Raw genomic sequence first — 13,730 nt, 5'->3', positions numbered from 1 at the left:
TCTGGCGGAGTTCTCCCCGTCGGGCGGAGTCACGCGCGGGAGCTCTCCGCCTGATAGGGAGTTCTCCGCCCGACCCCTCACCGACCACGAACCCTCCCCAGGGGAATCCTCCCCGCGACGGCATCCTCGGGTTTCTGGCAGGGTGGAACCGAGTCCCGGCATATCGCGCCGTGACCGCAGACCACCCCCTCGGGGGGAACCAGGGAGGTCATCCATGGAGATCGCCGGAATCGTCGGCATCTTGATCATCGTCGGCATCGCCGCTGTAGCCGTCATCGTCCTGCTGCTGATCCTGCTGCTCTTCGCGCGCAGCTGGATCAAGGTCGCCCGAGCCGACGAGGCCCTCGTCATCTCGGGTCGCAAGCAGAAGGTCGCTCGCGCCGTCATCGGCGCCGACGGCACGACCCGCGACGAGATGTCGGAGTCGCCCGTCACCGTGATCGTGAACGGCAAGTCGCTCGTCAACCCGATCACGCAGCGTCACGAGATCATCTCGCTGCGTTCGCGTCAGGTGTCGCTCAACGCGGAGGCCCAGTCGCTCGACAGCGTGACGCTGAACGTCGACGGCGTCGCGATCGTCAAGATCGGCTCCGACCCGATCCTCGTGCGCCGCGCCGCCGAGCGCTTCGCCTCGCAGGACAAGGCCATCGAGCAGTTCACCACCGAGCAGCTCGAGGGTGCGCTCCGCGGCATCGTGGCCACCCTCTCGGTCGTCGAGCTCATGCGCGAGCGCAAGAAGTTCTCCGACCAGATCGCCGCCGACGTCTCGCAGGAGCTCGCCGAGCAGGGCCTGATCCTCGACTCCTTCCAGATCAAGGGCATCACCGACAAGGTCGGCTACATCCAGTCGCTCGGTGCTCCGGAGATCCAGGCGAAGCGTCAGTCCGCGGAGATCTCGCAGACCAACGCCGACCGTGCGATCAACCAGAAGAACATCGCCAACCAGGAAGCCAACCTGGTCGAGCAGACCGCTCTCGACACGAACACCGCCAACGCCAACGCCGGCATCGGTCGTGCGCGCGCCGAGGCCGAGCAGGCCGAACAGCTCGCGCGTGCCCAGGCCGAGCAGGCCGTTCTGCAGCAGCAGGCCGAGAACCGGCAGGCTCAGCTCGACGCCGACGTCAAGCGCGTCGCCGACGCACAGCGGTACGAGGCCGAGACCCGCGCCCAGGCCGAGCTGTACACGCGTGAGCGCGCCGCAGAGGCCGCCGCGATCGAGCAGGTCAAGCAGGCCGAGGCCCGCACCCGCATCGCCGAGCAGCAGGCCCAGGCCGACAAGGCGAAGGCCGACGGTGAAGCCGCCGCGGCGATCGCCCGTGCCACCGGTGAGGCCGATGCGCTGCGCGCCCAGGCCGAGGCCGAGTCCGAGGCCCGCCGCCTGCGCGCCAACGCCGAGGCCGACGCTATCCGCGCCGAGGGAGAGGCCCGCGCCGCGGCCGTCGAGGCCGAGGCGAAGGCCATCGCGTCGAACCAGGACGCGTTCCTGTCGCAGCGCGTGCTGGAGACGCTGCCGTCGATCATGGCCGAGTTCGCGAAGGGCTACTCGACGATCGGCAGCGTGTCGATCATCGGCGGTTCCGGCGACGGAGCCTCCGACCTCGTCGGCGCCGACAGCGCCAAGGCTCTGAAGTCGGTGTTCGACAGCGTGAGCTCCGCCACGGGACTCGACCTGGCGTCGATCATCCAGGGCCAGGCCGTCGGCCGCGGCATCGGCGAGGGTGTCGCCGCGGCATCCGCTCCCGCCGCGAAGCGCCAGCCGAAGCCGACCACGCCTCCGCCGCCCGCCCCGCCGGCGGCTGCCGCGGAGTAGGCACGACAGCACAGCGGATGCCGCGGCCCGACCGGGTCGCGGCATCCGCTGTTCCGTGCTCGGGCCCGTGGCGCTCTTGGGGCCGACGCCGTCGGCGGACGAGACCCGGCAGACTGGAGGGATGACGTCCGTCGCCTTCGACCTCACCCGGATCGGCGCCGGCCTGTCGTTCGCGGCGGCGCTTCCGGAGGTGTCCACGGCGCTCGACTCCCGCACGTCCCTCGTCGTGAGCGCTCCGCCCGGGACGGGAAAGACGACGCTCGTTCCGCCGTTGCTCGCCGCACGGTCGACCGGCCGGGTGATCGTGACCCAGCCGCGGCGCGTCGCCGCCCGTGCCGCCGCGCGGCGCCTCGCCCAGCTCGATGGCTCGTCGCTCGGCGATCGAGTGGGGTTCACGGTCCGCGGCGAGCGCGCGGTCGGTCCGACGACCCGGGTCGAGTTCGTCACGGCGGGGGTGCTGCTCCGGCGGATGCTCGACGACCCCGGCCTCGACGGCGTGGATGCCGTGATCATCGACGAGGTTCACGAGCGCGCGCTGGAGACCGACCTTCTGATCGGCCTCCTCTCGGAGGTGCGGGAGCTGCGCGATGACCTCGTGCTCGTGGCGATGTCCGCGACGCTCGACGCCGCGCGGATCGCAGCCGTCCTCGGCGACGATGACGCCCCCGCGCCGATCGTCGACCACGAGGTCCCGGCGTTCCCGCTGACGGAGCGCTGGGCTCCGGGCGATGCGCCGCGCCTCGACGAACGCGGCGTGACGCGGGACTTCCTCGACCACGTCGCCCGTACCGCCGCCTCCGCCGCTCGTGATCTGACGCGGGATGACGCCGCAGCGGACGCGCTGGTCTTCGCCCCCGGTGCCCGCGAGGTCGCGGAGATCGCCCGACGCCTTCGGACCCTCGACACGTCGTTCGACGTCCGCGAGCTGCACGGCCAGCTTTCCGCGGCCGAGCAGGATGCCGTCATCCGCGGTCGTCGCCCGACCGACCCGCCGCGCATCATCGTGACGACGTCGCTCGCGGAGTCCTCGCTCACGGTCCCGGGGGTGCGACTCGTCGTGGACTCCTGTCTCTCCCGGCATCCGCAACGCGATGCGGCCCGCGGGATGTCCGGTCTCGTCACGACCGCAGCGCCCCGCTCCTCGTGCGTGCAACGCGCCGGACGCGCGACGCGTCAGGGTCCGGGCACGGTGATCCGCTGCGTCGACGAGCGCACGTTTGCGGCCGCTCCCGCGCGTCCGGCCCCCGAAATCGCGGTGGCGGACCTCACGGATGCCGCGCTGCTGCTCGCCTGCTGGGGCGCGCCGGGCGGTGCGGGGCTGCGGCTGATCGACCGCCCTCCCGCCGACAGTCTGGCCGAGGCGCTCACGGTGCTCCGCGGTCTCGGCGCGATCGACGACGAGAACCGCGCCACCGCCGAGGGGCGGGCGCTCTCCCGCATCCCGGCCGATCCGCGTCTCGCCCGCGCGCTCCGCGACGGCGCCCCGCTCGTGGGTGCGCGCCTCGCCGCCGAGGTCGTCGCGCTGCTGGGCGGAGACGTCCGGATCGCCGAGGCGGATGCGGCGCGAGCCCTCGTCGCCCTGCGCGACGGACGGACGCCGGAAGCACGGCGCTGGCGGTCGGATGCCGAACGCCTCGAGCGTCTGGTGGACGCGACGCCCGGCATCCGCTCCGACCTCGACGGCGTCGGCCTCGTCATCGCGCTGGCCTTCCCCGAACGGATCGCCCAGCGCGTCGAGCGCACGGCCGAGGGCGCGACGTTCCTGCTCGCCTCCGGCACGCGCGCGGGGATGCGCGGACCACTGGCGGCGACGGAGTGGATCGCGGTCGCCGACGTCACGCGGGCCTCGGGGCGCGCGGCCGCAGGTTCCGGAGCCGTGATCCGCGCCGCCGCCGCGCTCACCGAGACGCAGATGGAGCGCGCCGCGAACCACCTGCGGACCGACCGCGTCGAGGCGGAGTTCACCGCCGGGCGCGTGCAGGCGCGACGGGAGCGGCGGATCGGAGCGATCCTGTCGTCGTCCGCGCCGGTGCGCGCCTCGGTGGACGAGGGCCGGGATGCCGTGCTCCGGGCGCTCCGGCGCGACGGCCTCGGCGTGTTCACCTGGTCGGACTCCGCGGACGCCCTGCGGCGTCGACTCGCGCTGCTGCGGCGCGAGCTCGGGTCGCCGTGGCCGGACGTGTCGGAGGCCGGACTTCTCGATGCCCTCGACGCGTGGCTCGCGCCCGAGCTCGACGCCCTGGCGTCGGGCACCCCTGCGGCCCGGATCGACCTGACCTCCGCACTGCGGCGCCTGCTGCCGTGGCCGGAGGCCGCCCGCCTCGACGAGCTCGTACCCGAGCGGCTCGAGGTGCCGAGCGGGTCGCGCGTCCGCATCGACTACCCTGCAGTCGACGACGCCGCCCGCCCCGTGGTGGCCGTCAAGCTGCAGGAGTGCTTCGGCTGGGCAGAGACGCCGCGCCTGGTCGACGGGCGCGTGCCGGTGCTGTTCCATCTGCTGTCCCCCGCCGGTCGGCCGCTCGCCGTGACCGACGACCTCGCCTCCTTCTGGTCGGGCCCGTATGCGCAGGTGAGGGCGGAGATGCGCGGGCGCTACCCCAAGCATCCGTGGCCGGAGGATCCGTGGACCGCAGCACCGACCCGGCATACGAAGAACCGGGCGGGACGCTGATCCCACCCGGCGCACCCCCGCTCAGGCCGTGCGGCGGCGGAGGGTGAGCGACGCCAGCACGAGCGCGCCGACGCCGAACGCCGCGACGACGAGCAGCGGGCGGTAGACGTCCCATCCGTCGTCGCCGGCGGTCACCGCGTTGATCGTGTCGATCGCGTAACTGAGCGGCAGCCAGTCGGAGATCGCGTGCAGGACGTCGGGCATCTGGTCGCGCGGCATGAACAGTCCGCCGAGGATGATCTGCGGGAACACGAGCAGCGGCATGAACTGAACCGCCTGGAACTCGGTCTGCGCGAAGGCGCTCGCGAGCAGGCCGAGCGCCGTGCCGAGCAGCGCGTCGACGACGGCGACGAGGCCGAGCTGCCACAGCTCCCCGTCCACGGTCAGACCGCACACCCCGACCGCGAACGACACGGTGATCACGGCCTGCAGCAGCGCCATGAGTCCGAACGCGAGCGCGTATCCCAGGATGAAGTCGGCCTTGCCGAGCGGCGTCGTCATGAGTCGCTCCAGCGTGCCGGAGCGCCGTTCGCGCAGGGTCGTGATCGAGGTGATGAGGAACATGACGATGAACGGGAACAGGGCGAGGATGGCGCCGCCGTAGCGATCGAACACTCCGTCCTGATCGCTGAACAGCCACGCGAACAGGCCGACCAGCAGGCTCGGCGCGACGAGCATGAGCGCGATCGACCGTGGGTCGTGTCGCAGCTGACCGAGCACGCGTGCGGCCGTCGCGAACATCCGCCGGCCGTTCATCGTCCGGTCTCCCGGCGTGATCGCCGTGTCGTCGGGGGAGCCGTCGCCGCCTGCTCCGAGGCGTCGCGGTCGATCAGGGCGAGGAAGGCGGCATCCGGCTCGGTCGTCCCGGTGTCGTGCAGGAGATCGGTCGGCGTCGTGTCGGCGATGATCCGACCGGCGCGCATGAGCAGCAGGCGGTCGCAGCGCAGGGCCTCATCCATGACGTGACTCGAGACGATCATGGTCACGCCGCGTTCGGCGAGCCCGCGGAACAGATCCCACAGCTCCACGCGCAGCACCGGGTCGAGGCCCACGGTCGGCTCGTCGAGCACGATCAGCTCCGGCGACCCGACGAGCGCCGCGCCGAGCGAGATGCGCGTCTTCTGCCCGCCGCTCAGCGAGTCCACGAGCTGTCCCGCCTGACCACGCAACCCGACCTCGTCGATCACCCGGTCGACGTCGCCCTTCGGCGCCTTCAGCACCGAGGCGAAGTACGCGAGGTTCTGCCGCACCGTGAGATCGCCGTACACCGCCGCGCCCTGCGTTCCGTACGCGACGCGGTGTCTCAGTCCCGGTGATCCGCCCGGTTCGCCGAGCACCGTCACCGTGCCGCCGGTGATGCGTTGAACGCCCACGATCGACCTCATGAGCGTCGTCTTGCCGCACCCTGAGGGACCGAGCAGCCCGGTGATCTGGCCGCGCGGGATCGTGAGGTCGAGCCCGTCGAACACGGCGGTCCTGCCCCGCCGTACCCGCAGCCCGGCGACCTCCACCGCCGACGCACTCGTCATGCGACGACTATCCTCCCGACGCCGTCATTCGGTCAACAGGACGCGCGGTCAGTCCAGGAGGTGTCGGAGGTAGCGGGGCGGATCCTGCAGGAACGACCGCCAGTGGTTCACGAGCTCGAGATCCTGCCAGTCGGCCGGGCGGATGCCCCACTCGCCGACCTCGAGGATCTTCGCTCCCGGCAGCGCGGCGAGCACGGGCGAGTGCGTCGCGCACAGCACCTGACCGCCCTCGTCGACGATGCGCTGCAGCACGGCGATGAGCGCGAGCGTCGACTGGAACGACAGTGCCGCCTCGGGCTCGTCGAGGCAGTAGAACCCCGGCTCGTCGAAGCGGCTCTCGAGCAGGGCGAGGAAGGACTCCCCGTGGCTCATCTCGTGGAACGGCACGTCGGGCCCGCTCGTCGAGGGGTTGTCCTCGAGATACGTGTAGAACGAGTGCATGGTCTCGGCGCGCAGGAAGAACCCCCACCGGTTCGCGCCGATGCCGCGTTGCAGCCGCAGCCACTCCGAGAGCGGCGACTCCGTGGGCCGCGTACTGTGCCGCGCATTGCGCGACCCTCCCTCGGGCGACAGGCCGTAGGCACCCGCGATGCCCTCGACGATCGTGGACTTGCCGCTCCCGTTCTCCCCCACCAGGAACGTCACGCCCGGGGCGAGGTCGATCCCCTCCCGGAGAACCTGCGCGACCGCCGGGATGCTGGTCGGCCAGCGCCGCCCCGGTTCCGGCGCGTCCACGCTCGCCCGCACCGACACGATGGGCTGCTCGCGCTTGCGTCTGCTGCCCGGCGTCCAGATCGACTCCATGCCCTCGACGCTAGACGCCCGCTCCGACATCCGCCCGACACCGCTCACCTGCATGCCCGAGTCGCGCCTGCAGCGGACTCAGCACTCGATGACGTTGACCGCGAGACCGCCCTCGCTGGTCTCCTTGTACTTGGTCGACATGTCCATGCCCGTCTGGCGCATGGTCTCGACAACCGCGTCCAGGGACACGTAGTGACTGCCGTCGCCGCGGAGCGCGAGCCGTGCGGCCGTGACGGCGGTGGATGCGGCGATCGCGTTGCGCTCGATGCACGGGATCTGCACGAGACCGCCGATCGGGTCGCACGTGAGACCCAGGTGGTGCTCCATCGCGATCTCGGCCGCGTTCTCGATCTGTCGATTCGTGCCGCCCATCACCGCGGTCAGCCCGCCGGCGGCCATGGCGCATGCCGACCCGACCTCGGCCTGGCATCCGCCCTCGGCGCCCGAGATCGACGCGTTCGCCTTGAACAGCGACCCCAGCGCGGTGGCGGTGAGCAGGAAGCGCCGGATGCCGCGGCGACGGTTCGCCTCGGCGACCGCGTCGGGGTCCTCGATCGCGCCGACCGCGACGAGCGAGGCCTCGGCGCCGAAGCCGAGCAGGGCGCTCCCGACGAGTTCGCCGTAGGGCGTGACCGCGTTGCCCGCGCCGAGGCCCGAGTCGGCGAGGAAGCGCCACCAGTACATCGCGACCGCCGGGAGGATGCCGGCCGCACCGTTCGTCGGAGCGGTGACGACGCGTCCGCCGGCCGCGTTCTCCTCGTTCACGGCGAGCGCGAAAGCGCCCAGCCACTCCCCCGGGAGCTCCCGGTGGCCGTCGGCCTCCGTCTCCTCGAGTTGACCGCGGATCACGCTCGCACGGCGCTTCACCTTCAGGATCCCGGGGAGCACGCCGTCGGAGTGCAGCCCCGCGTCGACGCAGCCGGACATCGCGTCCCAGATGGCATCGAGTCCGGCCGCGACCTCGCCCTCCGGGCGCATCGCCGTCTCGTTGAGGCGCGCCAGCTCGGCGATCGACAGACCGTGCTCGTCGCACAGCGCGAGCAGCGAGGCCGCGTCCGCGTAGGAGTACGGGAGCGCCGCGGTCGCGAGCCTCGCGTCCTCGCCGTCGCGCCGGATGAACCCCCCACCCACCGAGTAGTAGGTCTCCTCCGCGACGACCGCTCCCTCGGCATCCGTCGCCGTGACGGTCATGGCGTTCGGATGGCCGGGCAGTCGCGTGCGCGGCGCGAAGACGATGTCGTCCTTCGTGAAGGGCACGTCGTGCGTACCGTCGATGCGCAGCGGGGCGCCCACCGGGTAGTCGGTCCACGCCGCGCGCACGTCGGCGGGATCGCAGGTCTCGGGTTCGAGTCCACGGAGTCCCGCGACCACGGCATCCGGTGTCCCGTGGCCGATGCCGGTCGCGCCGAGCGAGCCGTAGAGCGTGCACGAGACGCGGGCGACGCGATCGAGGACGCCTGTCGCGGTGAGGCGCCGAGCGAACTCGAGAGCCGCGCGCATCGGCCCGACCGTATGGGAGCTCGAGGGTCCCACTCCGATGGAGAAGAGGTCGAAAGCCGAGACGTACGCTGTCACCCGTCAAGCGTACGTCGTCGGCGGGCCCCCGTCGTCAAGCCCCTTCCCGACGGCGTGCCCGGGCGGGATCCTGAAGGCTCCACGACGCGAGAGGGATCATCATGTCGACCAACGCATCCGACCAGCAGCCCGCCCCCGACGCCGAGGCGCAGGCGCCCACGCCGACACCCTCGTCCGGAGACGCCGGCGAGGTCACCGCGAGTTCACCGGACACCGATGACGCCACGGCGGACACCGCCGACACCCCGGAGCAGGCGGAGTCTCCCGAGGGCGCCGACCCGTCGGAGGTGCCGAGCACCGAGCAGCTCGAGGAGCCCAGCACCGAGAAGGCTCCCGGGGAGGAACCCAAGGCCCCGACGCGCGATGACCCCGAGCCCGACCATCAGGCGGTCGGGATCGGGGTCATCGACGGTCCGCAGACGGACCAGGACGACTGAGGCGGCTCCTACCCCACCCCGTCGTCCACGCTCCGGTCGCAGGTCGTGCCGCTCCGAGGGCGCGGCGACGGCACGGACTGCGACCGGAACGGGTTCGGGCGGCTACTCGACGAGCTTGCCGGCGGTGTCGACCTCGCGCATGAGCTCGGCGATCTCCTCGGGCACGGGCGGGATCTCCTCGCGGGTCACACCCGTGAGCGGGCTCCATACGAGGTTCACGCGCAAGGTCGGGTCGGTGTCGGGGAAGTCGCTGCGGTTGTGGCACCCGCGGGTCTCGCGACGCTCCAGCGCGGCCTCCATCGTCGCGCGCGCCGCGATCACGGACGCCTTGAGGTCGAAGGCGTGCGCGAGATCCTGGAACCCCGCGATGTCGGGATGGATGCCGATGTCCTCCAGGCGTCCCTCGATCATGTCGAGGTCCGCGAGACCCGCGCGCAGGCCCTCCTCCGAGCGCACGACACCCGCGTGCTCGGTCATGGTGTTGCGGATCGCGCGCTGCAGGGCGCGGACGTTCTCGTGGCCGTCGGCCGCGAGCAGATCGTCGATCTCGGCGCGCGCCTGCGCGACGGCATCCGCCGAGCGGCGCTGGGCGTCGAGGCCGGCCGCGTGCGCCATGGCCGCCTGTCCGACGATGCGTCCGTAGACGAGCAGCTCGATGAGGGAGTTGCCGCCGAGACGGTTGGCGCCGTGTAGTCCGCTCGACGCCTCGCCGATCGCGTACAGGCCGTCGACGTCGGTCTGGTGGTCCTCCGGGCGCACCCATACGCCGCCCATCGAGTAGTGCGCCGTGGGGGCGATCTCGATGGGATCGGTCGTGATGTCGAGCATCTGCAGCTCCATCATCGTCTGGTAGACGCGCGGCAGGCGGGTCATGATCGTCTCGCGCGGCAGGTGCGAGACGTCGAGCCAGACGCCGCCGTTCGCAGTGCCTCGCCCCTCGGCGATCTCCGTGTATGCGGCGAGCGCGACGCGGTCCCGGGTCGACAGCTCCATGCGCTCGGGGTCGTACTTGTCCATGAACCGCTCGCCGAGCGCGTTGCGCAGGATGCCGCCCTCGCCGCGCGCCGCCTCGGAGATCAGCGTGCCCGCGGCGTTCTCGGGCTCGATGATGCCCGACGGGTGGAACTGGACGAGCTCGGGGTCGCGCAGCCGCGCCCCGGCCTCGACCGCGAGACGGAACGAGTCGCCCGTGTTCTCGTCACGCCGCGAGGAGGTGCGTCGCCAGATGCGGTTGTGGCCGCCGGCGGCGAGGATCACCGCGTCGGCGTGGATCAGGTAGCGGGTGCCGTCGGCCTGGTCGAAGCCGTACGCGCCGAACACGACGTTGTCGCGCACGAGGAGACGCGTGATGTAGACGTTGTCGAGGATCGGGACCTCGAGCTGCTCGGCTTTGGCGACGAGCGTGCGCTGGATCTCGAGGCCGGTGTAGTCGCCGGCGAAGGCCGTGCGGCGGAACGTGTGCGCGCCGAAGAACCGCTGCGAGATGCGGCCGTCGTCCTCGCGGGCGAACTCCATGCCCCAGCGCTCGAGATCACGGATGCCGCGCTCCGCGCCCTGCGTCACGATCTCGACCGTGTGCGGGTTGGCGAGGAGGTAGCTCTCCTTGATGGTGTCGGCGGCGTGCTGCTGCCAGCTGTCCTCGGCGTCCATGGTGCCGAGGGCGGCGTTGATGCCGCCGGCGGCGAGCGAGGTGTGGGCATCCTGTCGGGGGCGCTTGCCGACGGCGAGGACGTCGATGCCGTGCTCGGCCACCTCGATCGCGGCCCGGAGGCCCGATCCGCCGGTCCCGATGACGAGGACCGTGGTGGAGATCTGACGTTCGCGTGTACTCATGCCCTCCACGCTAGTTAGGTGATCCTTATAGCGTCCAATGCATAGTTTCACTGGTTTCGATAGACTGCGAGCATGAACCTGGAGCAGCTGCGCAGCTTCGTCGAGGTGGCCCGACTGGGCCACTTCACACGAGCCTCGGAGCACCTCCATCTCGCCCAGCCCTCGTTGAGCCGGCAGATCTCCACGCTCGAGCGCGAGGTCGGCGTCGAGCTCTTCCATCGCGCCCGCGGACACATCGCCCTCACGGCCGCCGGCGAGGCGATGCTCCCCCGTGCACAGCGGATGCTCGCCGAGGCCGAGGCGATCCGCGAGGAGATGGGCGAACTCGCCGGACTCCGCCGGGGCCGCGTACGCCTCGGTGCCCCGCCGACGCTGTGCACCAGCCTCGTCGCGGAGGCTCTCAGCACGTTCCACTCCGCGCACCCGGGAGTCGACCTGCACCTCATCGAGAGCGGATCGCGACTCCTCGTCGACCAGCTCGGCGTCGGCGCGGTCGACATCGCGCTCATCACCGAGTCCGACGGCCCTCCCCCGTCAGGCTTCAGCCTGACCCGGATGCCGCTGCTCACGGAGGAGCTCGTGGTCGTCTCCGCCGCGTCCCGGCCGCCGATCGCGGTCACGCCGTCGATCGGTCTCGCGCACCTCGCCACGCTGCCGCTCATCGCGCTCGACGAGACCTACGAGCTGCGCGCCGCCACGGACGCCGCGTTCCGCGCCGCGGGCCTCACGCCGAACCACGTGCTGGAGGGGGCGGAGATGGACGCCCTCCTCCGCTTCGTCGAACGCGGCGTCGGCGTTGCCGTCGTCCCCGCGATGGTGCTGCTCGACCAGCCCGCGTTGCGGTCGGTGCGGCTGACCCACCCGACGCTGACCCGCGTGGTGAGCCTCGCGCACCGGGCCGACGTCAGCCCAGCCACCGCGGTGGCCGCCATGCGTGACGTGATCGTCGCGACGGCGGCCGAGGTCGCCCGACGCGACCCCGCCATCACGAGCCTCCTGGACTGAGGTCCGGTCTCAGTTCGCGAGCTCCTCCCGGAGCAGCGCTGCGCCCGCGCTCAGCGCACTGAGCTTCGCCAGGGCGGCGTCGCGGGGCAGCGGAGCCATGCCGCAGTTGGTGCTCGGCACGAGCTTGTCGGCATCCACGAACTCCAGCGCCTCACGCAGGACGTCGGCGACCTGCTCCGGAGTCTCGACCGTGTCGCTCGCGACGTCGATCGCCCCGAGCATGACCTTCTTGCCGCGGATCACCTCGATGAGGTCGAGCGGGACGTGGGAGTGCGCACGCTCGAGCGACACCGTGTCGATGATGGACTTCTGCAGCAGCGGGAACGACTCCTCGTACTGACGCCACTCCGGCCCGAGCGTCGCCTTCCAGTCGGTGTTCGCCTTGATGCCGTAGCCGTAGCAGATGTGCACGACGGTCTCGGCGCGCAGCCCCTCGGCCGCCCGCTCGAGCGTCGCGACCCCCCAGTCCTTGAGCTCGTCGAAGAAGACGTTGAACGCCGGCTCATCGAACTGGATGACGTCGACGCCCGCGGCCTCGAGCTCCCGCGCCTCCTGATTGAGGATCGTCGCGAACTCCCACGCCAGCTTCTCGCGGCTGCGGTAATGCCGGTCGGACAGAGTGTCGATCATGGTCATCGGCCCGGGCAGCGCCCACTTGATCGGCCGGTCGGTCTGCCGGCGGAGGAACTTCGCATCATCGACGAACACGGACTTCTCGCGGCTCACGGCCCCGACCACGGTCGGCACGCTCGCGTCGTACCGGTCGCGGATCCGCACCGTCTCGCGCTGATCGAAGTCCACGCCGCTGAGGTGCTCGATGAACGTCGTGACGAAGTGCTGACGGGTCTGCTCGCCGTCGCTGATGACGTCGATGCCGCGGCGGGTCTGCTCCTGGACGGCGCTGCGCAGAGCATCCTGCTTGCCCTCAGCCAGAGCGTCGCCCTCGAGCTTCCAAGGGGACCAGAGCGTCTCGGGCTGCGCGAGCCAGGAGGGCTTCGGGAGGCTGCCGACGATCGACGTGGGAAGGATCGTGTTCACGGTCGACGCGCTCACGCGGCCGCGACCGGGTAGGAGGCGGCCCACTGCGCCAGCACGTCGCGGTGCGGCTCGATGAAGTGCTCCGCCGTGTGCTTGCCCTGCGCGAGCGCGAGCTGGCTGCGCTCGACGCGGTCGTACCCGATCTCGGTCGTCGAGTAGTCGCTCTGATCGAGCGTCGGACGATAGACGCTCGCGGCGGCGGAGTTGGCGTTGTAGATCTCCGGGCGGTAGATCTTCTGGAACGTCTCCATCGTGCTGATGGTGCCGATGAGCTGCAGGTTCGAGTAGTCGCCCAGCAGATCGCCCTCGAAGTAGAACGCGAGCGGCGCGACGCTCCCCGGGGGCATGAAGTAGCGCACCTTCAGGCCCATCTTCCCGAAGTACGCGTCGGTGAGGGAGCCGTCGTCGTCCTGCACGTACTCGACGCCGAGGATCGGGTGATGGTTCTCGGTGCGGCGGTACTCCTTGCTCGTCGACACGCTGATGCAGATCACGGGCGACATCGTGAAGCGCTCGCGGTACGCCTCGGAGGCGAGGAAGTGGCGGAACAGCTTGCCGTGCAGTGAACCGAAGTCCTCGGGGAGCGTGAACCTCCCGGCGGCCTCGGTGGCGGCGGGCAGCAGCACGCTGAAATCGAAGTCGCGGACGTAGGACGAGAAGTTGTTACCCACGATGCCGTGGTGTCGCGCGCCCGTCGCGCGGTCGACGATCTGGATGTCGAGGACCTCGAGCAGCGGGAACCGCTTGTCCTCGCCGTCGGCGGTGAACTCGACGCCGGCCGAGATGATGTCGAGCTCGAGCGTGTAGCGGTCGCGGGTCGGGTTGTCCCAGTGCGCGAGGTCGTTGAAACGACGGTCGATCATCGTGAGGGCGTTGCGGAGGTTCTGCTGACGGTGCTCTCCGCGGGCGAGATTGGCGAAGTTCGTGGTGATGCGCGAGTCGTCGGACGGCGAGTAGTCCTCGTCGAAACGCGTGGTGGTGATGTGGAACGTGAAGTCGTTCGCCATGAGGGGCCCATCTGCTGGAAG

Annotated in this window: 11 protein-coding genes; 4 read left to right on the top strand and 7 right to left on the bottom strand. The window is 71.1% G+C overall.

All coding sequences use genetic code 11. From position 1 onward, the window contains the following. Positions 1-214: 214 nt before the first annotated feature. On the top strand, positions 215-1,810 hold the full coding sequence (locus ACIPY8_RS03980) for an SPFH domain-containing protein (protein WP_400815200.1): 1,596 nt from the start codon (positions 215-217) through the stop codon (positions 1,808-1,810). 121 nt (positions 1,811-1,931) lie between these two features. Beyond that, positions 1,932-4,481 (top strand): ATP-dependent helicase HrpB, encoded by a 2,550-nt coding sequence (gene hrpB, locus ACIPY8_RS03975; RefSeq protein WP_400815197.1) that lies wholly within the window; start codon positions 1,932-1,934, stop codon positions 4,479-4,481. A 21-nt stretch (positions 4,482-4,502) separates the two neighbouring features. On the opposite strand, the gene ACIPY8_RS03970 is transcribed toward hrpB, so the two are convergent. From ACIPY8_RS03970 to ACIPY8_RS03955, 4 genes are all read right to left on the bottom strand, one after another. Beyond that, complete coding sequence (locus ACIPY8_RS03970; RefSeq protein ID WP_400815195.1) at positions 4,503-5,237, bottom strand: ABC transporter permease; 735 nt, start codon at positions 5,235-5,237, stop codon at positions 4,503-4,505. Next, positions 5,234-6,010, bottom strand: a complete 777-nt coding sequence (locus ACIPY8_RS03965) for an ABC transporter ATP-binding protein (RefSeq protein ID WP_400815192.1) — start codon at positions 6,008-6,010, stop codon at positions 5,234-5,236. Before ACIPY8_RS03965 ends, ACIPY8_RS03970 begins: the two co-directional genes overlap by 4 nt. A 48-nt stretch (positions 6,011-6,058) precedes the next feature. Beyond that, a complete protein-coding gene (locus tag ACIPY8_RS03960; RefSeq protein ID WP_400815190.1) occupies positions 6,059-6,814 on the bottom strand; it encodes an AAA family ATPase in 756 nt (251 codons plus the stop codon). Positions 6,815-6,892: 78 nt separating this feature from the next. After that, entirely contained in the window at positions 6,893-8,389 is a 1,497-nt protein-coding gene (locus ACIPY8_RS03955) for an L-serine ammonia-lyase, iron-sulfur-dependent, subunit alpha (RefSeq protein WP_400815188.1), read from the bottom strand. A gap of 101 nt (positions 8,390-8,490) precedes the next feature. On the opposite strand from ACIPY8_RS03955, the gene ACIPY8_RS03950 reads away from it, so the two are divergent. Beyond that, positions 8,491-8,826 carry a hypothetical protein gene (locus tag ACIPY8_RS03950; protein ID WP_400815186.1) on the top strand — a complete coding sequence of 112 codons (336 nt, stop codon included), beginning with the start codon at positions 8,491-8,493 and terminating at the stop codon, positions 8,824-8,826. 102 nt (positions 8,827-8,928) lie between these two features. On the opposite strand, the gene ACIPY8_RS03945 is transcribed toward ACIPY8_RS03950, so the two are convergent. Next, positions 8,929-10,659 (bottom strand): L-aspartate oxidase, encoded by a 1,731-nt coding sequence (locus tag ACIPY8_RS03945; protein WP_400815184.1) that lies wholly within the window; start codon positions 10,657-10,659, stop codon positions 8,929-8,931. 72 nt (positions 10,660-10,731) lie between these two features. On the opposite strand from ACIPY8_RS03945, the gene ACIPY8_RS03940 reads away from it, so the two are divergent. Further along, positions 10,732-11,664: a LysR family transcriptional regulator gene (locus ACIPY8_RS03940; protein ID WP_400815182.1), complete on the top strand. Its 933-nt coding sequence runs from the start codon at positions 10,732-10,734 to the stop codon at positions 11,662-11,664. Positions 11,665-11,673: 9 nt separating this feature from the next. On the opposite strand, the gene ACIPY8_RS03935 is transcribed toward ACIPY8_RS03940, so the two are convergent. Further along, entirely contained in the window at positions 11,674-12,702 is a 1,029-nt protein-coding gene (locus ACIPY8_RS03935) for a methionine synthase (RefSeq protein ID WP_400817640.1), read from the bottom strand. 11 nt (positions 12,703-12,713) lie between these two features. Beyond that, a complete protein-coding gene (locus tag ACIPY8_RS03930; RefSeq protein WP_400815180.1) occupies positions 12,714-13,709 on the bottom strand; it encodes a putative oxygenase MesX in 996 nt (331 codons plus the stop codon). Positions 13,710-13,730: the final 21 nt, after the last annotated feature.

The organism is Microbacterium sp. NPDC089696 (assembly GCF_044749125.1).
GTDB lineage: Bacteria > Actinomycetota > Actinomycetes > Actinomycetales > Microbacteriaceae > Microbacterium.
Note: the sequence above shows the minus strand (reverse complement) of the source record. Positions and strands in the feature narration are given on the sequence as shown.

What these genes read in the sequence shown, in the direction of transcription:
- ACIPY8_RS03980 (WP_400815200.1), top strand. Translation starts at nt 215, where the DNA reads ATGGAGATCGCCGGAATCGTCGGCATCTTGATCATCGTCGGCATCGCC.
- hrpB (WP_400815197.1), top strand. Translation starts at nt 1,932, where the DNA reads ATGACGTCCGTCGCCTTCGACCTCACCCGGATCGGCGCCGGCCTGTCG.
- ACIPY8_RS03970 (WP_400815195.1), bottom strand. Translation starts at nt 5,237, where the DNA reads ATGAACGGCCGGCGGATGTTCGCGACGGCCGCACGCGTGCTCGGTCAG.
- ACIPY8_RS03965 (WP_400815192.1), bottom strand. Translation starts at nt 6,010, where the DNA reads ATGACGAGTGCGTCGGCGGTGGAGGTCGCCGGGCTGCGGGTACGGCGG.
- ACIPY8_RS03960 (WP_400815190.1), bottom strand. Translation starts at nt 6,814, where the DNA reads ATGGAGTCGATCTGGACGCCGGGCAGCAGACGCAAGCGCGAGCAGCCC.
- ACIPY8_RS03950 (WP_400815186.1), top strand. Translation starts at nt 8,491, where the DNA reads ATGTCGACCAACGCATCCGACCAGCAGCCCGCCCCCGACGCCGAGGCG.
- ACIPY8_RS03945 (WP_400815184.1), bottom strand. Translation starts at nt 10,659, where the DNA reads ATGAGTACACGCGAACGTCAGATCTCCACCACGGTCCTCGTCATCGGG.
- ACIPY8_RS03940 (WP_400815182.1), top strand. Translation starts at nt 10,732, where the DNA reads ATGAACCTGGAGCAGCTGCGCAGCTTCGTCGAGGTGGCCCGACTGGGC.
- ACIPY8_RS03930 (WP_400815180.1), bottom strand. Translation starts at nt 13,709, where the DNA reads ATGGCGAACGACTTCACGTTCCACATCACCACCACGCGTTTCGACGAG.